Source organism: Rhodococcus sp. ACS1 (genome assembly GCF_002300155.1).
GTDB classification, from domain to species: Bacteria; Actinomycetota; Actinomycetes; order Mycobacteriales; family Mycobacteriaceae; genus Rhodococcus_F; species Rhodococcus_F koreensis.
Genome location: NZ_NSDZ01000003.1, coordinates 188,750 through 212,911, shown reverse-complemented (window position 1 = coordinate 212,911; position 24,162 = coordinate 188,750). Strand labels below are relative to the sequence as shown.

Genomic DNA, 24,162 nt, shown 5'->3' with positions numbered 1-24,162 from the left:
TCAGGTGGTGTCAGTTCTGGTGCACGTAGGTGCCGGGCGCTGGGGCGAGGGGTGCATAGCCCGGGCCGCCCAGGGTCTGCGGTGCGTCGACTTCGGGGCCGCTGCGGTCGGCCAGCCAGCTGATGTAGTCCGGCCACCACGAGTCGGTGGCCTGCTCGGCCGTGTGCACCCAGTCTTCGGCCGTGTCCTGATCGACTTGGCCGATCCGGAACGACGCCCTGGGGTTGCCCGGCGGGTTGACCAGTGCCGCGATGTGGCCGCTCGATGACAGGACGAACCGATTGTCCTTGCTGCCGAGCAGCCGGGCACTGCGGTAGCAGGCCTGCCACGGGGAGATGTGATCGGCGACACCGCCGATGACGTACGAGTCCGCGGTGATCTTCGACAGGTCGACCGGAGTTCCCAGCATGCTCACCGCCCCGGGAATGGTCAGCGCGTTGCGTAATCCCATCAGCACCAGGTCGCGGTGCAGCGCGGCCGCCATCCGGGTGGTGTCCGCATTCCAGAACAGCACGTCGAAGGCCGCGGGCGAGCGGCCCTGCACGTAGTTGTTCACCCAGTACCGCCACACCAGATCCGTCGGTCGCAGCCACGCGAACACCTCGGCCATCGCCCGTCCGTCGAGGTACCCCTTGGACCTCGACGCCCGGATGGCGGCCTGCGCTGCGCGCTCGCTCATTGCGGCCGACGCGAAGCCGGCCCTGTTCTGGTCGAGCACCGTGACGGCGAGCGTGAGTCCGGCGATCCGATCACCCTCACCGATCTCAGCGAGATGGGCCGCGGTCATGGCGGCGAGGATGCCACCCGAGCAGGTCGCCAGTAGGTGCGCGCTGGCGGTCCCGGCGATCTTCTGCACCGCATCGAGCGCCTCGACGATCGCCGCACCGTACGTATCGACGTCCCAGTCGCGATGCCGGGCTTGGGGATTGCGCCACGAGATCGTGAAGACCTGCTGGCCCTGCTGCAGGAAGTACTCGATCATGCTGCGACCGGGAGCGATGTCCATGATGTAGTACTTGTTGATCACGGGCGGGATCAACAGCAGCGGGATCGAGCGCACCTTCGGTGTCTGCGGTGCGTAATGGATCAGTTCGAACGCCCGGGTCTGCAACACCACAGCCCCCTTGGTGGTGGCGACGGTCTCGCCGACGGCGAACGCGTCGGGATCCACCATCGCCGGAATTCTGGGCTGGGACAGCATGTCACGGGCGAAGGCCTTCAATCCGCGCACGGCGCTCAGCCCGCCGGTGTCGATCATTGCTTTCCAACCGACCGGGCTGATCAGGGGGTTGTTGGTCGGCGCCAACCCCTCGACGATGTTGTCGAGAACGAACCGCATCTTCTCCGCGTCGCGCCAATCCAACTGGGCATCGTCGAACAGCTTGTCGGCCGTCTCCGCTGCTGCCAGGTACGCCTGCATGGTTCGCTTGAGCAGGGGATTGCCCTGCCATGCCGGATCGACGAAGCGTTTGTCACCCCTCGCGGGGGCACGTTCGCAGGTCCCGACGGCAATCGTGCCCAGTTCGCGGGCCAGGGTAGTGCCGCGACGAGCGAGTGTGCGCTGCCGTTTGGTGAGATTGACCGCCGACCGGGCCCAGGCCCCATTCGGGAGCATTCGGCCGAAAAATCCTCGGGTGGAGCTGGTCAGCAGCAGGTCCAACGGCGCGGCGAGCTCGTCGGGGCTCGTGGTCGGGCTCTTGGTCGGGTTCGTCATGACTACTTGGTGCTTTCGGTTGTAGGAACGGTTACCTCGCGGCGGAGGATCTTGCCGGTCGCTCCCTTCGGGAGACTGTCGACGATCCACACGCGGCGCGGGTACTTGTAGGCGGCGACTCGCTGCTTCACGAAGTCGCGCAGTTCGGTGGGATCGACCCGCGCGCCGTCCTCGAGGACGACCGCAGCGCCGATCTCCTCGCCGAGTGAGTCGTGCGGAAGACCGATGACCGCGGCCTCGACCACCACCGGATGCTCGTAGAGCACCTCCTCGACCTCCCGGGGGTAGACATTGAAACCACCGCGGATGATCAGGTCCTTCTTGCGGTCGACGATGTAGAAATAGCCGTCTTCGTCGACCTTGCCGACGTCACCGGTCGAGAACCAGCCATCGACCGAGAGTGCCGACGCCGTCGCGTCCGGCAGGTTCCAGTACCCCTTCATCACGTTGTGGCCCCGGATCTGGATCTCGCCGAGCTCGCCCTGCGGGACCTCGTGGCCCACCAGGTCGACGATCCGCATCTCGACACCCTCGACCGGGGTACCGATCGATCCGGGCTTGCGCTCGCGGTGCAGGTGATTGAAGGACGCTACCGGGGAGGTCTCGGACAGCCCGTAGCCCTCGAGAATCGTGGCACCGAACATCTTCTCGAAGTCGGTGAGTACCTGAACCGGCAGGGAGGCGCCGCCGGATACGCAGACGCGGAGGGACGCCGTCGCCGAAGAAGGAAACCCCCTCGCCTCACCGAGCAGCGCCGAGTACATCGTCGGCACGCCCTCGAACACCGTGACTGCGTCGCGTTCGATCACGTCGAGGGCCGTGTGCGGGTCGAATCTGGGGATCAGTGTGAGCGTCGCCCCCGCCGACACCGAGGTGTTCAGCCCGCAGGTCAGTCCGAAGACGTGAAAGAGCGGCAGACACCCCATCACTACGTCGTCGGGCCCCAGTTCGATCAGGGTGCGCGCGGCGACGTCCTGGTTGCGGTCGAGGCCGCCGTGGGTGAGTTCGGCCCCCTTCGGCTTGCCGGTCGTCCCCGACGTGTGCAGGACGACGGCGGTGTCTGTATCGGCACGGTCGACCGGACTCACTTGTTCGGGCAGATCCGCCGTCAGCCTCACCAGATCGGCATCGTCGACCAGCCAGCATTTCGCTCCGGCCGCCGCGGCGGCCGCGGTGGCCTCCGCGGCGAAGGCCGGTGTCGCGAAAAGAGCTGTCGCACCCGTGTTGGAAAGGTAGAACTCGATCTCGCGGGACTTGAGCAACGGGTTCATGGGCACCGCGATGGCACCGCTGCGCAGGATGCCGTAGAAAGCCAGCGCGAACGCCGGCGTATTGGGCAGCATCAGCCCGACCCGATCGCCGGCCGTGATTTCTTCGCGGTCGAGGAAGGTGGCGACTCGCGCGGCCGCCGCGTCGAACTCGGTGAAGGTAAATTCCTGATCGCCGCAGCGAAGCGCGATCTTGTCCGGGTATTTTCGCGCTGAGGCAACAAGATTCAAACTCAGATTGGACAAGAGGACCTCCGGTGACTGTTGGCGTTTTGCCGTTGATTCAAGGGTGACTCCTGGCGCCGCCTCAGTCGATGGCCGCGGGAACAACGTCCATCGGCCGCCGGTGTGTGCGCTCACAACCGGCGTCGATTCGGCCTATCGTGTCGGTATGGACGGACGACCAGATCCACCCATCGTCGAACTCGCCGACGCGATGCTGGCCCGTGCCGACGAGTTCGGTGCCGCGCTGGCCGCGGTCATCCGTCGCGACATCGACTACTACCGGTCGAACACCCTCGTGAGCACCGACGAGATCCAGCGCAGCTGCAGCGCGAACATGACCTTCGTCTTTCGTGCGCTGGCCGGAGACACCGATATGGACGTCTCCGCAGCGGAAGCGACCGGGACCTCCCGGGCGCTGGCCGGCGTCCCGTTGCCGGCGGTGATGGCGGCGTACCGGGTCGGCTTCCGCTTCATGTGGGAGAAGACGGTCACGGAGGCGAGAAGTAGCGGGGTGCCGCTCGACGCGATCCTGAACGCCACCTCGCAGATCCTCATCGCCCAGGACATGTTCACCCAGGCGATGACCGACGCGTACCGGCACCAACAAACGATTCAGGTCCTCAACCACGAGGAGGAACGTTCGGCGCTCGTGGAAGCGTTGTTGTTCCGCCGCATCACCGACATACAGAGTCTGTGGGAGACAGCCGACCTCTTGCGGTTGCCGACAGCTGGCCCGTATGTCGTTGTGGCAGCGCAGGTTCCCGCCATCGGCAAACTCGGTCTCCCGGAAATCGCAAGCAAGCTCGACGTCCGTGACATCCGCTCAGCATGGCGACTGCTACCCGACCTCCAGGTCGGCATCGTCTTCCTCCGCCGCCCCGACATCCTCCACGAGCTGATCGATGTCCTCGACACCGTTGCCACCTCGCGCGTCGGCATCAGCCCACAATTCGACGACCTCAACGAGACCAGCGAAGCACTTCGACTCGCCCGGATAGCCACCGGCGAGAGACCGTCCGGCGACTCCTTGGTCACGGTCTTCGACGGGTCTGCGCTCGCGTTCGCCGCCGTCAGTGCACCCGAGGCCATGAAACGGATCGGGAAGTCCGTGCTCGGACCGATCGATGACCTGCCACCCGAGGAGCGCAAGATTCTGGTGGACACCTTCGCGGCGTGGCTCGATACCGGTGGTTCGGCGAACGAGACCGCTGCGAAGATCTACTGCCATCCGAATACCGTCCGGCATCGACTCCACCGCATCGAGGAGTGGACCGGTAAATCGCTGTCGCGGCCAAGAGATGTCGCCGAACTCTGCCTGGCATTCGAGATCGACCGACTACTGCCCTGAAGGCACCGCGTTCAGCGCAGGCGCGATTGCAAGGCCGACGAACGACTCTTCCGCAAAGCTCTCGACCAGGCAGTGCCTGGCTCCTCGGGTGCTGGTCACCGACAAGCTCGCCAGTTACGGGATGGCGCATTACTCGGCGTCCTGATCGCCAACGTCTTCGCGTCCTGTCTTCTCAGAGCATTGGCTGGCGGGTCAGGGTGCCGCCATCGACCGTGATGGTCTGCCCCGTGATGTAACTAGCATCGTCGGAGACGAGGAAGGCCACCACTGACGCGATCTCCGACGGTGTACCCAGTCGGCGCATCGGTACGTACCGCGCGATGACCTCATCGGATAGATCGGCGACCAGCGGATCAACCATCGGTGTTCGTATGCAGCCGGGCGCAACGCAGTTGACCCTGATGTTTTCATCGGCCCACTCAATGGCGCTGGTCTGAGTCAGGGATATCAGTCCGGCTTTCGAGGCGTTGTAGGGCGCAAAGTTGGCCTCCGCCGCCAGCCCGTTGACCGAGGCGATGTTGACGATCGATCCGCCGCCGGTGGACCGCATGGCACGGGCCGCCGCAGCAGAAGTGAGTGCCGCACCACGCAAGTTGTTGTGCAAAGTGGCGTCCCATCCCTGGGCCGTCATGTCGACCATCGCGATCGACTCATAGATGCCGGCATTATTGACGAGATAATCGACCCCCCCGAACAGATCGAGGCACCGATCGACAATGCTGTTACCCACATCCGGATCCGCCAGATCCGCAGCCATTCCGGCAACTTGACCGCTGTGCTGGCTCAGCTCCGCGGCCACCGCATTGACCTGGGCTGTATTGCGTGAGCAGATCAGCACACGATAACCCCGTCGTGCAAATAGCTTTGCGCAGGCGTACCCGATACCCTTGGTACCTCCGGTGATAATGACGCGGCGGTCCACACCGGCTTCCGAGTTGTTCACAGTCACTTCCCTTTCCTCGCTCAGATGAAGTTGGCCGACCGCCGGCACAGGCCGCGTTGGTAGCTGCCCGCGCCGTGCTTCTCGCGTGTGGACCCCTTTTCGTACACCGGATCAGTCGTCGTGGTCGGTGAATGCCTTTACCGGCCGCACGCTCGGTTCCTGGCTCTGCCGAATAGTGGACAACCCAGCGTTATTGGCTACCTCCTCGTGGACGGTCCCAGCACCCCTGGTCACGCGCATCTCGAGCTCGAGGGCGAGAGCGTCCGCGCCCTCGGGCATGGCAGGAGCCGGGAGTCGCCAGACCAATGGAAGCTTGTCCTGGACGACGCGTCGATAGACATAGAGCACGACCGAGAACAGCAAGATACCCACTGCCAGCAGAGATTCCCTTGCGCCGCCGTAGCCCAGAAGCTCGGGATTGAGGACGCCGATCACGGTGATGAACACGTTGAACACCACCAGGACGGCCACGACCGGAATCCACGCGTTGCTCCGCCGAATCGGCCGCGGCCAGTTCGGGCGATCTTTGCGTAGCAGGATGAAGGCCGCCAAACTCAGGATGATCGCCAGCAGGTAGCCGAGATTGCTCGCCAGCAGGATGCTCACCGGATGCCCCACCAGGACCATGACGGTCGCGTTGAGGAGCACGTCCAGCGTCAGGGATCGGCCGGGCACACCCCACCGGTTGACCCGGTCGAGTTGCTTGATGGTCATCCCTTCCTGGGCAAGGCCGAACAGCGCGCGGCCCCCGTCGGCGGTAGTGGAGATCATCCCCACCAGCAGCGAGAAGGCGATCACGAGGGTTCCGATCCACGACGCTCCGCCGAACGCGTGGTCGAACGCCACCGCGACATAGGTCACCGGGTTGTCGCGAATCGTTCCCTCACCAAGGCCGCCGGCCAGGGCCAGCGGCACTACGACGAACAGCACGATCATGAACAGCGAAATTCGCGTCATGGCTTTGGAAGTGTCGCGGGATGTGTCCTTGTATTCGGGTGCGAAAGACGCAACGATCTCGCCTGTGTACACCGCCCACGCGGTCACGTAGAGCACGACGACCACGGTTTTCCAGTCTCCGTCAACCGACCACGACAAGTTGGCCGTCGACCAATGGATCGACGGGCTGACCAGGCACGCCACCGACACCACGGCTAGACCTGCGATCACGAGCAGGCCGAGCACCTTGTTGACCGTGGCACCGAATTTCAAGCCGAAGTAGTTGAATGCCCAGGCGAACAGCATGGCACCGAGGGCGAAGACGTGCTCGAGCCCGAGGCGATTGCCAAGGACGTCGATGTCGAGTGTGTTTCCTTCAAACCACGTCGCCTCGATCAGTTCGCCGAACACGACCGAAGCCATGGAGATTGTCAGAGACCAACCGATCCAGTACCCGAACGCGGCGATGGCACCGATCGGGGCGAAGTACTTCTTCCAGCCCTCGATTGCGTAGCGCGCTACGCCCCCGGAGTCGCGCGGAAACATCGATGCCATCTCCGCGAACACCCGACACTGGAGATAGCTGACAACTGCACCAACGAACCAGACCGTGATTGCAACCCAGGCGCCGACGACCCCCAGAAGATAGCCGAATGTCACGAACAACCCAGTAGGTAGGGCAAGCGCAAGGGCCATTCCGTCGCGCCAGGTCAGTGTCTTGGCGAGTCTATGTTGGTCAACGCTGTCGCTCATCGTGGTGCTCCTCGTAGTTGGTCAGTACATGCTGGCGACGTGGTGTTCACTCTCCGGCGAAGGTGCCGCTGCGGCGGCGGGCTGCAATGTAGAGGACCACGCTGATGACCGACAGAACGGCGGTGTAGACGGGGAAGGCCCACAACAAGTTGCGGCTCTGCAACCAGACGATCAGGTAGGACGCGGTGCCACCGAAGGCGGCGACGGCGATGCCGTAGCCGAGCCCGGTGCCGGTTGCCCGGCAGTACTTGGGCATCAGCGACGTGGACACGACGTTGTAGAGCGTCATGTTCGCTGCCAGCAGTACGCCACCCAGCAGCAGGACCACGGTGAAGGTGCTCAGACCGTCGCCGGCGTACAGCAACATCAGGAAGATGCCGGGGACGACCGCGAGGCGAGTGACAACGAACGCCCGGGACAGGCGCACCCGGTCGGCGATCCGGCCGGTGATGATCGATCCGACCAGCATGATCACGCCGAGGATGCTGGTTACGGCGAAGATCGTGGTCGGATTCTCGCCGTAGGTGCCGCGGGCCAGGCTGGGCAGACCGACGTTCCACGCGTAGTTGTAGGCCTGCGCGGCGCCGACGACAAAGATGATCGCGGCTAGGCCGAGCCAGTGCCGTCGGACGCCCTCCCAGGTGCCCGACGTGCGTTCGGCCTTCTCCTCCTCCGACAGTGTCTCGGGCAGAGCACGCCGCAGGTAGAGCACGAAGAAGCTCATCGCAGCACCGACCAGCATCGGGACCCGCCAGCCCCACGTCGGCATGGCGTCGCCGCCGATGGTGTAGCTGGTCGCGAAGCTGACCACGGAGGCGAGCAGGATGCCGAAGTTCTGGAAGAAGCTGATGTAACCGGCCGCCCTACCCTCGTGTCCGGCCGGCATCAATTCCACGGCGTACGCCGTGGACAGCGGTGCCTCGATGCCGGTGGACAGGCCCTGGAGCAGCCGGCATGCCAGCAGTAGGATCCCGGCCCAGACGCCGATCGAGTCGTAGGACGGCAGCAGCGCGATGCCAAGGGTGGTGGCCGCCATGATGCCGACCGACCAGAGCATCACCCGGCGACGGCCGATACGGTCGGCGACATTGCCGAGCAGGACTCCGCCCAGCGGCCGGACGCAGAACCCGACCGCGAATACGGCCAGCGCGTCGAGGGTGGACGACACAGGGTCTTGCGACGGGAAGAACTGCGGCCCGATGAACGCGGCGAGGAGGCCGAAGATCATCCAGTCGTACCACTCGAGGGTGTTGCCGAGGCCGAGGCCCAGCATCGCCCTGCGGGTGGACGGTGGGGATGCGTTTCCGCGTTGCGTCGCCGACTCGGCGGTCGCCGTGGGGTCCTGGGTGCCGGTCATGACGAATTCTCCGGGGATGTCGGGAGGACCCGTTTTGGGTCGCTGCGAGGACGGTCGGTGGCGCCAATCGCTTTGTGAGATTCAAAGCGACTGCGCACCCGAATGATTCAGATCGACTGGGCGCCGTCGACGACCAACGTCACGCCTCGCATGAACTCGGCCGCCGGTGAGGCCAGGAAGCCGACCGCCTGTGCGATGTCGTTTGGCGTCGCCAGCCTGCCTGCCGGGATGCCGGATCGATAGGACGTCAGGTCGCCGACGACCTGTCGGTCCTTCGGGACACCGAGCTCCTCCCATTGACGGCGCTGCATCTCGGTGTCACAGGAACCGGGAGCGACAGCGTTGACGCGGATTCCGTCAGCTGCGAGTTCGAGTGCGAGGCATTCGACCATCATTTTGGTGGCGGCCTTGGTGGCGCAGTAGGCGCCGAGGTCGAGGCGGGGCTTGTGCGCACAGTTCGAGGTGATCGCGATCAGTGATCCACCCCCTTCGGCGCGCATCTGGGAGATGTGGGGGCGGAAGGTGTTGAGCACCCCCAAGGTGTTGATCTGAAAGTGGTTGACGAGGTTATCGACCGGGTCGCTCGCCAACCGGCCGGATACGCACCTTCCTGCATTGGCGACCACCGTGGTGGGCGGCCCGCCCAATGCAGCTGTCAACGCCACGGCGGCCTGCTCCATAGCCGCGGCGTTGCTCACGTCGCACTCGGCGAAAGCGACTCGGTCCTTCAGTCGCGCCGAGGGCGCCTGCCGGTCGATTACGGCGACAGCAGCTCCATCTGACAGGAGTTTCTCGACGATGGCCTCGCCGATGCCTTGGCTGCCGCCGGTGACGATGCATCGCATCGGGTGATTAGTCATCACTGTTTTCCTTCCACGCTTGGGTGTATGCATCGCGCACGGCAGCGGCCAACTCACCCGGCTGTGCCGCGTCGCCGATCTTGATGGTGCGAGCCCCCGGAATGCGGGTCGGCTCCTTCCTCCGGGGGTTGCGCAGGTCGTAGAGCAATATGTGGTGGAGCCGGTCGCTTTTCATCAGCCGCTTCGGCAGGGGTACGCGGGACAGGACTCGGATGAGGATGCGGACGAGGGGACCGAGGTTGCCCACGTACGTGGCGCCTCTGGCGTCAGCGACGACGTCGACGTTCGTACGCCATTCGGGCGGTGGTTCCCGCTCCCCTTCCGGGGCGATGTGAACCCCGGCCTCGACGGCCTCCCTCCACAGTCCGTCGAAGTAGCGGCGCATCCGCTGTCGATCCGGTCGGTAGCCGTTGAAGGTGGGTGCTGCCGCCGCCTTCCAGGTGCGGTCCCGCGCGATGACGTACACCTCGTGTCCCGCTCGAGCCGATTCCACTGCGTAGGTCAGGCCGGCCGGCCCGGCACCGAACACGAGTCGGCGCTGCGCAACGGTTCGAGTGGCGGGCCGGTCGGTGGTCGTCACGGTGGGGTTCACCGCGCAGGCGAGCTGTTGACCCGATCGCATGGTCCGCACACAGTGATTGCACGCCAGGCACTCTCGCACTTGCAGGTGTTGCTGCGTCTTGCGCGCCCAGTGCGGATCGGCGATCTGGCCGCGCCCCACCGCGACGAAATCCGCCCACCCCTGTGCGAGAGCGTCCTCGGCCACAGCCGGGGCATTCACCCGCCCAACCGCGATGACGGGCAGGCGCGTGCGCGCCTTGACCGCCCTGGCCGCGTCGAGGAATACGCCGTCCTCGTACGGCATCGGCGGAATCATGATCTCGGGATCGACGGACTTGTAGTGCCCGCCGGTCACCGAGACGGCGGAGACGCCGGCGTTCTCGAGGTAGGGAAGGAACGCGAGCGAGTCGTCCACGGTTTGTCCGGCGGAGTAGTAGTCCTGACCGCTGAGGCGATAGCTCAGGGGAATTCCGACAGCTTCGACGATGCGGCGCACCAACGACGCGAGGAAGTCGTACCGGGCCGCGGCGTTCGGCAGCACCTGGTTCTCGTCGGCGCTGATCAACTGCGCCAGAAGGTATCCGTGGGCGCCGTGGAGCTCGATCATGTCGAACCCCGCCTCCTCAGCCCGTCTGGCCGCGGCGACGTGATCCACCACGAGCTGCTCCAGAGAATCCTCGTCGAAGAGCTCGGGAAAGTTCACGAAGCGTGCCGTCTCGAATACCGGAACCGGCCCCGCAGTCGAGGCCAGGGGGCGCCCGCCGAGTTCCGTCGGCAGCGCCCTCGCTCCGCCGTGGCCCAGTTGGATGCCGGCCCGAGCCCCCTGCTCGTGGATGGCCGCGACGAGGGAGCGCAACCCGGGTATGTACTCGTCCGAGTCGATGCCCAGCTCGCGCCCTCGGTGCCGACCACGACGCTGCGGCGAGGCCATCTCCACGATCACAAGACCACAGCCACCCCTGGCCCGTTCCTGGTAGTAACTCACGAGCTCCGGCGTGACCTCTCCGGAGGGGGTGGCCAGGCGAGTGGTCATGCTGGGCAACACGACCCGGTTGCGCATCTCGACGCCGCCGATCGCGCTCGGACTGAAGAGGTGGGCGTAGGACATGAGCGTTACACGAGCCCAGCGGCGACGCAGGCGGCCTCGAGAGTGGCGAGCTCAGTGTCGTCGACCTCCACCAAGGGGCGCCGCACATACGTGGCGTCGCTCGGGATTCGCCCCAAGATGCCCAGGGCCGCCTTCATCCGATTGTGCTGGTCGAAGAAGGGATCGGCGTAGCAGGCAACGGCAAGGGGGTAGATGCGATCCCAGGCCTTTCGCGCCCCGGTCAGGTCGCCGGCCTGCATTGCGGCGAGGAGTTCACTCTGCAGATCCGCGACGATACTGCCGTGACCGCTCAGCACCCCGTCGCTGCCCACCAGAAGGGATGCAAAGAGGGCGCGGCTGAAGCTGCTCAAGACCGAGACGTGGGGCGCGTCGGCCTTGATCGCCCGCCAGGTGTCCTCGTACTCGACGATGTCGTAGGACCATTCCTTGATGGCCGCCACGGTCGGGATGGTCTGACAGATTTCCAGGGTGGTCTCGAGCGGCAGCGTGAGAGGGTTGCCGACCGGATACTTGAAGATGATCAGGGGCACGTCCACAGCTTCAGCGACCGCTTCGTAGTGGGAACGCTGCGATTCCGAGCGCTGCTGCGACCCGCCGGCGAAGACTCCCGAGGGGAAGACCAAGAGCGCCTTCGCTCCAGAGTCGACCGAACGTCGTGCCTCGGCCGCGGCTCGGGCACTGCCGTCGTCGTAGACGCCGGCGACCACGCCGACGGATTCCGGAACGACGGAGACGGCGTGCTCGATCATGCGTTGGCGTTCGTCGGTGGTCAGGGTCGCGACCTCCGAGGCGTGGGCGGTGGTGGTGATCCATTCAACTCCTGGTATTGCCGCAAGCCACCGGAGATGGGTGGTGAGTGCGTCCCAGTGAATCGCTCCTCCCCTCGACATTGGAGTGAGGTGGGCTGGAATGAGACCCCGAACTGACGAGACCGAGTCGCTCTGGACCATGATGTCCCCTTTCTGATGCGGTTAGAAGAAAGGTAGGAACGAGCGTGTGGACGAACAAGGGACAGTCCTGCACGCCGATATGCATTTGTGCAGAAATTGCAGGTCAGATGAATTCCTGGTCCGCGCCTCCGCGTTTGCGGTCAGAGACAAGTAGGGCCTGCTCCTCGACCTCCAGATCTGCGCGAGAGCCTTCTGCGCCCCGAAACGGTCGATTTATACAGTGCCGCTGAGTTATTCGCGATATCTCGAACTCGGCGTCATTCGTCGCGCGGGAGAAAGCGCCCAAAACGACCTCGGCAACGCCCTTTTCGTGGGCAGCGATCCATCGGCAGTCGCGGCTTCTCCAAATTCCTCGGAGAAGACGTATCAAGCGCCACCGAGTGTGGGCATGCACAGACAGTTCATCCTTGACTGTGCACACGCATATGTTGCCACCTGAAATTAGTGATTAAGTTCATTGCCACTCGATCCAGCCGGACGGATCACCTTACCCATCGGAACGGTCGGCCAGCGCTCACTCCGCATCCGACGAGCGAGGTGTGACCGACGATGCCCCCGAAATTCCCCCACGATGGAGACAACGACATGACCACCGCCCCCTTTCCCGCACCCCATCAGCTGGACACTTCGGTTGCCCGAGTCGATCTGTCGGATCAGACGTTCAAGCAGCTGATCGATGGGCAATTAGTCGAAGGGGCAACTAGTCAGCCGGTCCGCGACCCGGCAACTGGTGAGGTCATCGCGACGGCGCCGGTCGCTGATGAGAAGCAGGCCGATGATGCATACCTGGGTGCGGCCCGCGCATTCGGAGAGTGGCAGAACACCACGGTGGAGGAGCGGTCACGAATCCTGCACCAGCTCGCGCAGCGCATCGAGGCGCGGCGGGAGGAGATCTCGCGGATCATCACATTGGAAACAGGCAAACCGGCTGCCTCGGCCGACGGTGATGTCGACTCGGCCCTCATCTGGATGCGCCACATCGCCGACCTGCGCCTCGATCCCGAAGTGGTGCGTGACGACGAGGACTCGAGGATCGAGATCCACCGCAAGCCCATCGGCGTCGTGCTCGGGATCATCCCGTGGAACTTCCCCTTTTTCCAGACCATCTACAAGGTGGCGCCGGCATTGCTCGCAGGCAACACGATCGTGATCAAACCCGCACCAACCACACCGCTCAACGCGATGCTGATCGGTGAGATGCTCCAGGATCTGGTTCCGGCCGGAGTGGTCAACGTGGTGGGCGACGGAGGCGACCTGGGCCCCTACCTGACCGCCCACAAGAAGGTCGACAAGATCTCCTTCACCGGTTCCACCGTCGCAGGCCGCAAGGTGATGGCCAGCAGCGCCGAGACTCTCAAACGAGTTGTCTTGGAGTTGGGCGGGAATGACGGAGCGGTCGTGCTCGACGACGCAGACGTATCGAAGGTCGCCAAAGGCATCTTCGAGTGGGCATTCTGGAACTCCGGTCAGGTTTGCATCAACATCAAGCGGATCTTCGTGCACGCTTCGCAATACGACGAGTTCTGCGATGAGTTCGCCAGGTTGGCCACCGACGCCAAGGTCGGTCACGGACTCGACCCGGACACCGAATACGGTCCGGTGCAGAACCCGAAGCAGTTGGAGGCTGCCAAGAAGGCACTCGAGATCGCAGCGCGTGATGGAAAGATCATCGCCGGCGGCGACGTGTTCGACGGTCCCGGCTATTTCGTGCAGCTCACCGTCGTCCGCGACATCGATCACGCCAGTCCACTCGTCGCCGAGGAAACCTTCGCGCCTGTCCGCGCCATCGTGAAGTACGACGACCTCGACGAGGTGATCGAGCAGGTCAATGGGACCGAATATGGCCTGGGCAATTCGGTGTGGGGCACCGACGTGGAGCGCGCCACCAGGGTCGCGCAGCGCCTCGAGAGTGGCACGGTCTGGGTGAATACGCATTGTGCCGTCCTGCCTGACGTTCCCTTCGGCGGACGCAAGCAATCGGGTCTCGGCGTTGAGTTCGGCATGGAAGGGCTCCTGGAATTCACCGACACCAGCGTCCTTCACATCGTCAAGAAGAGCGACTGAAGCTTCGCAAAAGAGGGATCGGAAAGAGGAGCGCTTATTCGAGCCGAGCGACCGTGGAGACAACCGGAGGACAGTAGCCCCAATTCCGGGGACTTTACTTCGTTCCGAAGGTGACCGAATCAAATTGTCACCGACAAATAATTCTTGACTATCAGTGGATGAGGACATGGGAAACAATCAGTCATGTGATGTTGTGATCATTGGAGCCGGCTTCGCCGGCATCACCGCTTCTCGGGAACTCAGTCGCCGGGGGTACGACGTGGTCGTGCTCGAAGGCAGGGATCGCATTGGCGGCAGAACCTGGTACAAGGACGACGCTCTGCCGGGGCACTCGTTGGAGTTGGGAGGTACGTGGGTTCATTGGTTCCAGCCACATGCGTTCGCGGAAATCTCGCGCTACAACCTCGAGCTTGTCGAAACCATCGGAGTGTCCGCGCCTGAGATCGCGGCCACGGTGACCGGAGGCCGGCGGAAGAGCGTTCCCTACGAGGAGGCCTCGGCGGCTATCGAGTCCCTCATGGAGATGGTCGTTCAGGACGCTCGGGAGGTTCTCGAGCGACCGTTCGAGCCCTTTTACCATCAGGATGCGCTGGAGGTCGTCGACAAGTTGTCGATCCAAGATCGGATCGACGGACTTGACCTGACTCCAGAAGAGAAGGACCTGGCCAATGGCTTGTGGACAGCCATGGGCTCCGCTCCCTGTGGAGACGTCGGTCTGGTTGCTGCGCTGCGTTGGTATGCGCTGAGCGGATTCGATATCAATGCAGTATTCGATACGGTTGGGCGCTACAAACTCAAGAACGGAACACGCTCTCTGATCCAGGCCATAGCCGACGATTCCTCAGCCGAAATTCGGCTGAGCACCCCCGTTGCCGCGGTGGAACAATCGGATGACGGTGTGGTCGTGACCACCCGGCAAGGGGATACCTTGCGGGCTCAGTACGTGGTCGTCGCGTCACCATTGAATACCTTCGGTGCCATTGATTTCAGTCCCGCACTATCCGCCGCAAAACAAGCGGGGATTTCTGAGGGCCAGCCCGGCCGTGGTTCGAAAGCGTGGGTGCACGTTCGAGGGGACTTGCCCAAGCCGTTCTTCGCTGTTGCTCCGGAGAACCATTTGATCAACTATGTCGTCACGGACAAGGTTCTCGATGACGGCCAGTTGCTGATCGCATTCGGCCCCGAAGGGGCTGATCTGAACGCCAGTGACGTTGACCAGGTCAGTGCAGAACTCCAGAAGCTATTCGGGGATCTGGAAGTCGTCGCCACCACGGGACATGACTGGGCAAGCGACGAGTTTTCGCGCGGCACCTGGTGCATGTTCCGACCGGGCCAGACAACGAGGTTGCTCGCGGAGCTGCAGAAGCCCGAGGGCAGGGTCTTCTTCGCTGGTTCGGATCTCGCGAATGGATGGAACGGGTTCATCGATGGCGCGATCGAATCCGGAATCCGGGCTGATCGAGAGATTCATGCACGGATCTCCGGGAATCCCAGCTGAGCCCGGTCACAGGTTGCACCCCCTTCGCGCAACTCGGATGCACGCGAATTCCGGGGTGAAGACCTAGACATGCAGGGCCGGGACGCTCGCCGCGGCCTGGCGTCCCGGCCTGCCGTCCACACAGATCACCAGAAGGTGCCGATCCCGACGATCGCGTCGACCTAGCTCGGGGGGACAATAAAAACGAAGGACGAGACATGACCGAAAACAGCATGGGCGATCGAAGACTCGCCAAGAAGCTCACCTGGCGCGATGGCATGGCCATGGCGCTGACCCTGCCAGTTGGGTTGTTCGTGACCTTCGGCTACCTACTCGGCGTAGTCGGTGCGTGGACCGCAATTACGATCTGGTTCATCGGAGCGGTGATCAGCTTCCTGCAATGCCAAGTCTTTGCGGAGATGGCGGCAATGTTCCCCCGCGACTCCGGAGGGGTCGCACGCTACGCAATCGAGGGCTGGAAGAAATACTTTGCCCCACTGGGAGCTATCGCCGCATTCGGCTACTGGCTCGGTTGGTCACTGTCCATCTCCATGGCCTCCGTGGTCTTCGGCGAATTGATCGAGGCGACCTGGTTTCAGGACAACACTGTCGCCTTCAGCATCTTCGGCAACCAACTCGGGCTCGAACACCTCTTCGCCCTCGGTGCCATGCTGTTCGCCTGGGCCTTCAACTACTTCGGCTTGAAATTCGGTGCCACGGTCAACAAGGTGCTCGGATTGCTGGTCGTCGCAGGTCTAGCCGTAATAACGGTGGCGTGCCTGGTCAGCCCGTCGATCCATTGGTCGACGGCCAACTTGTCGTGGTCGGTGGCCGGCGACTGGCGAACTGTCGCCGTCGTGTTCTACGTGACCGCGTGGACGATCTACGCGGGCGAGATCGTTGCGTCTTTCGCACCCGAGTACAAGGACACCGCCCGCGACACTTCCAAGGCCATGTCGCGAATTTCGTTGTTCATGATCGTGTTGTTCGTCGTCGTCCCGACCGCTCTCGCGGGTGGTCTTGGCGAGGGCGTGGTCCGGGACAACCCGGTGAACTATGTCGCGGTGGCGTTCGACCACGCATTCGGTGGCGCGGCCTGGATCGGAACGATCGTGATCGCTTCGGCCCTGCTGATCTCCATCATCTCCACTACCGCCGACGGGGGCCGCGCGCTGTTCGGCCTTGCCCAGGAAGGGATGACCATCAAGCAACTCGACTGGGTCAACCGGTGGGGTGTGCCCGGCCGATCCCTGACCCTGGACGTGCTCCTCAACGCGACCGTCATGGTCCTGGTGGGGCATCCGGTGAGCATCCTGCTGGCGAGCAATCTCGGCTACCTGCTGGCGATCATCCTGGGTTTGGCGGCCTTCATCCTGCTACGCAAAGATCGCCCGAACTGGCCGCGGCCGATTCGGCGGAGTAACGCGTGGATTCCGGTCGTGGCCGTCCTGGTGGTGTTCAACGTATTCATCACCGTGATCGGCGTCCTCAATCCCGAGCTTCTGGGCTACGGCGGCGCCCGGGAGTCCCTCGTCGCGGTGGCCGTCCTGCTGTTCTCGGTCGTGCTCTATGCGTATCGACGTGTTGTTCAAGACAAACTTCCAATGCTCTGGCGGCTCCCCGCTCCGGCGATGCCCCAGGGTGCCGACGCGCTCGCCCTCGAGCACGAGATGAAGCAGATGCGTTCCTCTCCTACCCGCTCGACGAACCGTGACCCAATGACGCCAACCGAACTCGAGAAGGGACGTCTGTGAGGATCCTGCGCGGACGATGACCGACCGGCAGGTTCCGGGCCGATACCGCGCTGGCCACGATTCCAGCCTCGGCATCGGGCGTGAGGTCACCAGTAGCTCGTGCCCTCGCCATCGGGGTAGGCCCCGGTGGCGAGGGCACGCATCGAAGTGAAATCGACATTGAGGGACCGGATGAGAGTGGATGCGGAAGACGTGAAGTACTTCCACGTCGTAGCCGAAGCCAAGACCCTGGTCCGCGCCAGCCAGGAGCTGGGGGTTGACTACACAACCGTCAGCCGCCGAATCGGTCGGCTGGAAAAAGCGCTCGGAACCCGGCTGTTCAGCCGGAGTGGAACTGGCTGGAAGCTGACACCCACGGGCGAAGGTCTCCTGCCGGCAGCGCGCATGGTTTCCCTCGGTGTCGATGTGTTCGCGGACGGCGACCCGATCGTGTCGGGTCCGGAGGAATGGACCATCCTCGCTCCGGACGGGTTCGCCGCGGCCGTCCTGGCACCGCGCTGCGGACGCTTGATCGCCGAGAGCGGAGTCATCCTGCGTATCGTGACGGCAGATTCCCTGGCGAGCCGGGACGGGGTGTCCTTCGACGCGGCGGTGGTCCGCACCAAACCCACATCTACCCGGGTCAAAGTCCAAGAACTCGTTGCCTACGAGATCGGGCTCTACGCCACCGAGGACTACCTGCACACACACCCCACGATCGGACAGATCGAGGATCTGCAACAGCACGTCCTGTGCTGGTACGCGGAGGACCCTCTCGCAGCCGTGCCCGACTTCGCGGCTCTCAGACCGATGCTGCCCAACATCATTCGGTTACAGTCCAACAATCTCCTGGTACACGAGGAAGCCGCACTGGCCGGTGTGGGGATTGCCGTCATGCCCACCTACATCGCACGTAGACGCCCGTCCCTGGTCCGAGTTCTCCCCGAGGACGTCACATTTACCGGGCACTACTGGACAGTCCTGCCGGCCGCTCAGCTCCGTTGGGAAATCACCCGGAAGGTCCTGCAATTCCTTCGCGATGCCGTCGTCGACTCCGGTCTCGCCCCGTCCCCGGAAGAACAGCCACGTCGAGCGAACGAGAAGTAGACTCCGTCATGCGCGGCGCTGAGCCACTTGTGCATGGGATTGCACGCTCCACCGCCCCTGATCCCGGCAACAGGCTCGCCGGTTGGGCGAACATCGGCAGCTCGTGGAGCGCATTTACTTCCGGATCCGCGGCGACATCGACTCAGGTGACCCACGTGGCCCAGTGCGTAGGATGCACGGTATGACGTCGGCCGACCCTGAACTCGCCGACCACCGGATCCTGGCCGACACACTGACCGCCGAACGGCCACTGCATGCACTGGTGAACGCGCTACACGGGATCTCGGCCGCGCCGGTGGCCGTGATCGACCTACGCGGTGGCGTATTGGTCAGTGTGCCTGCGCGGACCGAGTGGCCGGCCGAAGAACTGGTCGCTGCCTCACCTCCGACCGGGGACGTGGTCGCCGACTGCGTGCTCCGGCCGGTGGAGCTGGAAGGCGAGCCGGTCGCCGTGCTGTGCGCGCGAGGACAGGACGTGCCCCCGGCGCTGTTCTCGTTCGCCGCGACGCTGGCCGGTATCGAACTGTCGCGCCGCCACGCCGTCTTGAGCGGACGACGGGAGCTACTCGGCCAGATCCTCGAGGACGTCATCGCCGGTCAGTCCAGCGAACAGGAGACCGCACGGCGGCTCGGCGAGCACGGCCTGGACGCCGGCAAAGCGCACGAGGTCGTCATCGGTTCGGTGGCCTGTCCGCCTCGGCGGCTCCGCTCCTACCCGTGGAACCTGCACACTCTACTGAGCCAGCAACACGACCCGCACCTGCGAGCAATCGTGGACGACCGCGTCGTCCTGGTCGTCCCGGAGGGAGCCGGACTGTTCGTGGCGCGGCTGTGCCACGACCACCTTTCCAGCCTGGGGTCGGATGCCCGTGTGGGGGTCAGCAAAGCGCGCGTCGGAGTACGTGGACTGCGGTTGGGCTACTTCGAGGCGCGTAACGCCCTCGCCGAGGGCTACGGTGTGCACGTGCACCGGATCCAGGACCTGGCTACAGCGCTGCTGATCGCCGGCATCGAAGCCGGTCTGCCACTGCGCGATCTGGCGGCCGAGGCGCTGGCCCCGCTCCTCGAGTACGACCAGAAGCACGGCACCGCACTGGTGGACACACTCCGCCGTTACCTGGCCGAGGACGGAGCACCGGCGGCAACCGCCACGGCACTGTTCGTGCACCGCAACACCTTACGCAACCGGCTCCGACTGATCGAGGAGCTCACCGGCCGTGACATCGATTCGCCGAGCAGCCGCACCCATTTCTGGCTGGCCACGACCTGCTGGGAGCTAGGCTCCACCGCAGATCTGTCGTCACTTCTCGACGGGCGGGGACCACAATGACAGGCAGTGTCGGGATCACCTCGGACACCGTACTTTTCGTGGGCGGCGACACATCCGGCGGCCGGGCGTTCTACGCCCTGGCCATGGACCACGGGCGTGGCAGTGACGGCCCTGGGCAGCGTATCTCGTTCGTATCGGCTGGTGATGTACCCGTGCCACCGCAGGGATGTTGGGTACCCTGCTTCGGTACCGACGACCACGTGGCCGCCGGTCGCCGAGCACTCGACCTCGGGGCACGTCCGGCCGGCACCGTTCCCGTCGACGGCCGGGACCAACCCGTGTACTCCGCGCCCGACGGGGCGCTGTTCGGGCTGACCGACGTTCCCGGTTCCCGACCGCACAGTCAGCGGCTGGGAGACGTTGCCTTCGTCGACTTGTACACGCCGCTGGCCGAAGAGGCAGCAACCTACTACGCCCAGACGCTGTCCTGTCATTTGATCGACGAGCCGGCGCCCAGCCCGGGCAACTACCGCCTACTGGTGTCTGCGGATCGACCCGTGGCCGGTGTTGTGGACATGTTGGACGTCCTGCCTTCTGCCGTTCCGCCACACTGGATCCCGTTCCTACGGGTCCTCGATCTGGAAGCGGAGGTCGCACGCCTGAGCGACCTCGGTGCACGAGTCCGGGTGCCGGCCACCGACTCTGCGATGGGCCCGTTCGCCGTGCTCGTCGACCCGTTCGGGGTTGCCTTCGGGCTGCAGACCCCGGTCTCCGACGAACTCCTGAGGACATACGCCACCATCCGGAGATAACTGTGACCGTGCACAGAACGTGCGGCGCGAACTGTGCACGAGAATATGTTGACGGCCCGAAATAGTGATTAAGTTCATTGTCATCCATTCCAGCTCCCCCCAATGATGGAGACGATGACATGACCACCGCCCTCCCGCCCGCACCCCTCACCGCTGATGCGCTGGATTGTGTACTCCAGGAACACCTCTCCGACGCACGAACGCTTCCGGCGGAGGCCTACCTTTCACCCGAGGTCCTCGACTGGGAGCGCAAGCACCTCTTGGAAGCTGCGTGGGTCTGCGTGGGGCGCAGCAACGACGTCGGCAAGCCCGGCGACCAGCGCGCCGTGCGGGTCGGGACCCAGGGCATCCTCCTGACCCGCGACGGTTCCGGCACCCTTCACGCCTTCTACAACGCGTGCCGACACCGGGGACACGAACTGTTGGCGGTGGACTCGTGCACCAACAAGCGTCTGGTGCAGTGCCCCTACCACTCGTGGGTCTACGAACTGGACGGCGAACTCCGCTCCGCGACGCGGTTCACCGGCACGGACAACTTCGCAACGGACGAGTGGCCCCTCATCGGGTTGCGCGCAGTCGAGTGGTTCGGCTGGATCTTCGTCAACGCCTCCGACGATGCCCCCGACTTCGGTGAGTGGGTAGGCAATCTGACCGATGTCGTCGCCCCCTGGGATCCCACGGACATGGTCGTCGGCGAGTCTCACAGCTATACGCTCCAGACCAACTGGAAATTGGTGATCGAGAATTACCTCGAGTGCTACCACTGCCCCTCGATCCACCCTGAGCTCTGCCGGGTCAGCCCGCCGGAGACCGCAATGGGTCTGCGGCACACCGGCATGTGGCTGGGTGGACCATTGGAACTGCGCGATGACGCGGAAACCATGAGCCTCGACGGCCGCAGCGGCGGGGAACGCATCGCCGGGATCAGCGACGAGCAGGCCCGTCGGACGATCTACTTCATGCTTGCACCCAACCTGCTACTGACCCTGCAGCCGGACTACGTAATGACCCACCGCCTGGTGCCGCTGTCTCCCGGTGAGACGTTCGTGGAGTGCTCCTGGCTCTTCCCACGGGAGGTGGCCGAACGCCCCGGCTTCGACCCCTCGTACGCCGCAGGGTTCTGGGACATCACCAATCGGCAGGATTTCGCAGCCTGCGAGTCCGTGTACCAGGGGCTGTTGGGCAACGGCTACCGGCCCGGGCCATTCGACGCGCGTGAGGACGGCGTCCGCGCCTTCCAGGCCCAGCTTGCTTCCGCATACCTCACCGGGCGCTGGGACATCGCGCAAACCATCACCTTCGGCGGCCGTGATGACCAGTGACGCCGAGTTTTCGCTCCAGGTCACCGCCGTCGCATCACCGGCATCGGGTGTGCGACAGGTGCGCTTGGAGCGTCACGACCGAACCGTGCTGCCCGAGTGGGAGCCCGGCGCACACATCGACGTGATGCTGCCGAACGGAGTTGTGCGCCAGTACTCGCTGTGCGGCGACCCGCAGGACCCGTCGGTCTACGAGATCGCGGTGCTGCGCGCGCCGCAGAGCCGCGGCGGCTCCGAATACGTGCACACCCGCTTGCGCGTCGGCGACGTCATCCCCGTGCGGGGGCCGCGGAACAACTTCGCCTTCGCTGCCCGGCGCCGGGCCCTGTTCATCGCCGGCGGAATCGGGATCACCCCGATTCTCGCAATGATCAGACGAGCTGAGCGCGAAGGCATCGATTGGACACTCGTCTACGGCGGGCGATCCCGTGACACGATGGCGTTCGCCGACGAACTCGAGCGCTACGGAGACGGCGTGCAGCTGGTGCCCGAGGACGAGTTCGGGCTGGTGAACCTGCCCGGGCTGCTCGGCACACCGCTGCCGGACACCGAGGTCTACTGCTGCGGTCCCACCGGCCTGCTCGACGCCGTGCAGGCGCTGTGCAAGCGGTGGCCCGCCGGATCGCTTCATCTGGAACGGTTCTCGGGCACAGTCACCGACGGTCCGAACGATGCATTCACCGTGGTCGCCGAACGCAGTGGTGTGGCCTGCTCGGTGGTGCCGGGCCAGTCGATCGTGGAAGCACTGGCCGACGCCGGAATCATCGTCCCGACCTCCTGCGGAGAGGGCCTGTGCGGCACCTGCGAGACCAAGGTCCTCGACGGGGTGCCCGACCACCGCGACCTACTCCTCGGCGACGACGAGCGGGAGGCGGGCACGTCGATGATGATCTGCGTGTCCCGCGCCAAAGGCGAACGGCTGGTCCTCGACCTGTAGCGAGGTTGGGCGAGTTGGTTCGGCCAGCACGCAGGCGTGGCGGGGCGAGGAATCGCGCGGCCACGCCTGCACTCCCGTTTTGTCATGCTGGAAAGAACGGAGACGACGTGACCGAAGACGAACTGACCATGCTCGACTTCGCTGTCAAATGGGCACCTTTCGGAGGCGGAGACGACCACATACTTCCCGAGTTCGGCGTCCTCCCCACCGAGTTCTACCGGCGACTGCAAGCATTCCTCGCCTACTACCCCGGCGTGAACGACAGCGTCCGACGCCGGCTCGCCGAGTTGTGCACCCTCAAACTCCGCGCAGCACCGTCGCCGGCTCGAACACTCTGGCACCTCGGTAGGTAGCAACCTCGGCGTACACACCCCGATCGAGACCCTGATGGTCCGCGCCGACCGCCTAAGGACTCGCGTGTGCTATTGGCTAACCCACAGCCGACGAACCCGGCAGACCTCGAGGGTGTAGCCGTGGGACCGTGCCGACCCAGTCTGCGCCAGACTCTGTCAGGTGGGAACAACGGAGATCCGGGGCGCCCTGGCCACCAGGCTTGTCGTCGCGCCCGAGATGTCAACCAGGCGTGGTCGGGATTCGGCAACATTGTCAGTGGGCGGGTTCGAAGCCCGCCAGCATCTGTTCGAGCGCGAACTGGTCGGGCCCGACGAAGGGATCGGCCTGCGGGGCCGCGGCGAGCATGTCGAGGTACTCGGCGGTGCGCCCCTCCGCCGGCGGCAGGTGAGTGCTGAGTATTCGCCGGGGGTCGAGATCCCGCAACGTCGACACGGTGGCCGAGAATTTGGCTTCGTCCACCGTGTGCACCCAGGGACTGTCCACGGTGGCCCACAGGTGCTGGGCGGCGCGAACCACGCTGGGAACGCAGTAGCCGACGTCGTCGGCGGTGGCGAGTTCGGCGGTCTCCATCGGGGCCCCGAAGCAGTCGGACGAGAAGTAGGTTCCGCTGCGGTCGTCGTAGCAGCCGACCGTGCTCGGATTGTCGAACAGCGGCGGCCGCAGCGCGGTCAGCCGGCGATCGCCGACGTCGAGGGATTGTCCCGGGTTGAGCAGGTACACCCGGTCCAACGGGACGGGCCGCTCGCACGACATGATGCCCATCGCGGCGAAGGTGGTGATCAGGCGCGCGTGCGGCGCCTGATCGAGCAAGTCGAACAGTGCGCCGGTGTGATCGCGGTCCGGGTGGGTCAACCACACCCATTCGACGTCGGCGGGGTCGAGCACGGTTCCGAGCGCGTCCATGAAGTCCCGGCCGGGCAGACTCAGTCCGGTGTCGATGACGACGGGCTCAGAGGCCAGCAGGACGTAGGCGTTCACCGGCAGATGTCCGATTCCGGGCACTTCCAACGCATCACCGAGAACCGCGATGTCGTGTCGTATTCTGTTGATACGCATGAGATTTCTC

At 64.5% G+C, this 24,162-nt stretch carries 19 protein-coding genes; 10 read left to right on the top strand and 9 right to left on the bottom strand.

Annotated features, from left to right (window positions below):
• Nucleotides 1–10 precede the first annotated feature (10 nt).
• Together CJ179_RS11485 and CJ179_RS11480 are read right to left on the bottom strand one after the other, a co-directional pair.
• Nucleotides 11–1,714: an alpha/beta hydrolase gene (locus tag CJ179_RS11485; RefSeq protein WP_072947227.1), complete on the bottom strand. Its 1,704-nt coding sequence runs from the start codon at nucleotides 1,712–1,714 to the stop codon at nucleotides 11–13.
• Nucleotides 1,715–1,716: 2 nt separating this feature from the next.
• Nucleotides 1,717–3,228 (bottom strand): long-chain fatty acid--CoA ligase, encoded by a 1,512-nt coding sequence (locus tag CJ179_RS11480; RefSeq protein WP_095861563.1) that lies wholly within the window; start codon nucleotides 3,226–3,228, stop codon nucleotides 1,717–1,719.
• A gap of 145 nt (nucleotides 3,229–3,373) precedes the next feature.
• On the opposite strand from CJ179_RS11480, the gene CJ179_RS11475 reads away from it, so the two are divergent.
• Entirely contained in the window at nucleotides 3,374–4,555 is a 1,182-nt protein-coding gene (locus CJ179_RS11475; protein WP_095861696.1) for a CdaR family transcriptional regulator, read from the top strand.
• A gap of 172 nt (nucleotides 4,556–4,727) precedes the next feature.
• On the opposite strand, the gene CJ179_RS11470 is transcribed toward CJ179_RS11475, so the two are convergent.
• The 6 genes from CJ179_RS11470 to CJ179_RS11445 all read right to left on the bottom strand — a co-directional run bounded on the left by CJ179_RS11470 (nucleotide 4,728) and on the right by CJ179_RS11445 (nucleotide 12,023).
• Nucleotides 4,728–5,504: an SDR family NAD(P)-dependent oxidoreductase gene (locus CJ179_RS11470; RefSeq protein WP_179377563.1), complete on the bottom strand. Its 777-nt coding sequence runs from the start codon at nucleotides 5,502–5,504 to the stop codon at nucleotides 4,728–4,730.
• Between the two features lie 105 nt (nucleotides 5,505–5,609).
• A complete protein-coding gene (locus CJ179_RS11465; protein ID WP_095861561.1) occupies nucleotides 5,610–7,187 on the bottom strand; it encodes an APC family permease in 1,578 nt (525 codons plus the stop codon).
• A 46-nt stretch (nucleotides 7,188–7,233) separates the two neighbouring features.
• On the bottom strand, nucleotides 7,234–8,544 hold the full coding sequence (locus tag CJ179_RS11460; protein ID WP_095861560.1) for an MFS transporter: 1,311 nt from the start codon (nucleotides 8,542–8,544) through the stop codon (nucleotides 7,234–7,236).
• A 107-nt stretch (nucleotides 8,545–8,651) separates the two neighbouring features.
• On the bottom strand, nucleotides 8,652–9,404 hold the full coding sequence (locus CJ179_RS11455; protein ID WP_072947231.1) for an SDR family oxidoreductase: 753 nt from the start codon (nucleotides 9,402–9,404) through the stop codon (nucleotides 8,652–8,654).
• Entirely contained in the window at nucleotides 9,397–11,073 is a 1,677-nt protein-coding gene (locus tag CJ179_RS11450) for an NADH:flavin oxidoreductase (RefSeq protein ID WP_095861558.1), read from the bottom strand. The genes CJ179_RS11455 and CJ179_RS11450 overlap by 8 nt, the downstream gene beginning before the upstream one ends.
• 5 nt (nucleotides 11,074–11,078) lie before the next feature.
• A complete protein-coding gene (locus CJ179_RS11445; protein ID WP_072947233.1) occupies nucleotides 11,079–12,023 on the bottom strand; it encodes a dihydrodipicolinate synthase family protein in 945 nt (314 codons plus the stop codon).
• Nucleotides 12,024–12,608: 585 nt separating this feature from the next.
• Between CJ179_RS11445 and CJ179_RS11440 the strand changes: the two genes are divergently transcribed.
• The 9 genes from CJ179_RS11440 to CJ179_RS11400 all read left to right on the top strand — a co-directional run bounded on the left by CJ179_RS11440 (nucleotide 12,609) and on the right by CJ179_RS11400 (nucleotide 23,095).
• The gene (locus CJ179_RS11440) at nucleotides 12,609–14,087 is read left to right on the top strand and encodes an aldehyde dehydrogenase family protein (RefSeq protein ID WP_095861557.1); all 1,479 of its coding nucleotides are present in this window, start codon (nucleotides 12,609–12,611) and stop codon (nucleotides 14,085–14,087) included.
• 166 nt (nucleotides 14,088–14,253) lie between these two features.
• Complete coding sequence (locus CJ179_RS11435) at nucleotides 14,254–15,585, top strand: NAD(P)/FAD-dependent oxidoreductase (protein ID WP_143548890.1); 1,332 nt, start codon at nucleotides 14,254–14,256, stop codon at nucleotides 15,583–15,585.
• A gap of 197 nt (nucleotides 15,586–15,782) precedes the next feature.
• Nucleotides 15,783–17,318, top strand: a complete 1,536-nt coding sequence (locus tag CJ179_RS11430) for an APC family permease (RefSeq protein ID WP_072947236.1) — start codon at nucleotides 15,783–15,785, stop codon at nucleotides 17,316–17,318.
• Nucleotides 17,319–17,489: 171 nt separating this feature from the next.
• Entirely contained in the window at nucleotides 17,490–18,404 is a 915-nt protein-coding gene (locus CJ179_RS11425; protein WP_083395706.1) for a LysR family transcriptional regulator, read from the top strand.
• A 181-nt stretch (nucleotides 18,405–18,585) separates the two neighbouring features.
• The gene (locus tag CJ179_RS11420) at nucleotides 18,586–19,734 is read left to right on the top strand and encodes a CdaR family transcriptional regulator (RefSeq protein ID WP_072947238.1); all 1,149 of its coding nucleotides are present in this window, start codon (nucleotides 18,586–18,588) and stop codon (nucleotides 19,732–19,734) included.
• On the top strand, nucleotides 19,731–20,486 hold the full coding sequence (locus CJ179_RS11415) for a VOC family protein (protein WP_074933829.1): 756 nt from the start codon (nucleotides 19,731–19,733) through the stop codon (nucleotides 20,484–20,486). Before CJ179_RS11420 ends, CJ179_RS11415 begins: the two co-directional genes overlap by 4 nt.
• Before the next feature lie 119 nt (nucleotides 20,487–20,605).
• Nucleotides 20,606–21,808 (top strand): aromatic ring-hydroxylating dioxygenase subunit alpha, encoded by a 1,203-nt coding sequence (locus CJ179_RS11410; RefSeq protein ID WP_072947240.1) that lies wholly within the window; start codon nucleotides 20,606–20,608, stop codon nucleotides 21,806–21,808.
• Complete coding sequence (locus CJ179_RS11405; RefSeq protein ID WP_095861555.1) at nucleotides 21,798–22,742, top strand: PDR/VanB family oxidoreductase; 945 nt, start codon at nucleotides 21,798–21,800, stop codon at nucleotides 22,740–22,742. The genes CJ179_RS11410 and CJ179_RS11405 overlap by 11 nt, the downstream gene beginning before the upstream one ends.
• A gap of 107 nt (nucleotides 22,743–22,849) precedes the next feature.
• On the top strand, nucleotides 22,850–23,095 hold the full coding sequence (locus CJ179_RS11400; protein ID WP_072947242.1) for a hypothetical protein: 246 nt from the start codon (nucleotides 22,850–22,852) through the stop codon (nucleotides 23,093–23,095).
• Between the two features lie 253 nt (nucleotides 23,096–23,348).
• On the opposite strand, the gene CJ179_RS11395 is transcribed toward CJ179_RS11400, so the two are convergent.
• Nucleotides 23,349–24,152, bottom strand: coding sequence for an MBL fold metallo-hydrolase (locus tag CJ179_RS11395; protein WP_095861554.1), 804 nt, complete (start codon nucleotides 24,150–24,152; stop codon nucleotides 23,349–23,351).
• Between the last annotated feature and the right edge of the window lie 10 nt (nucleotides 24,153–24,162).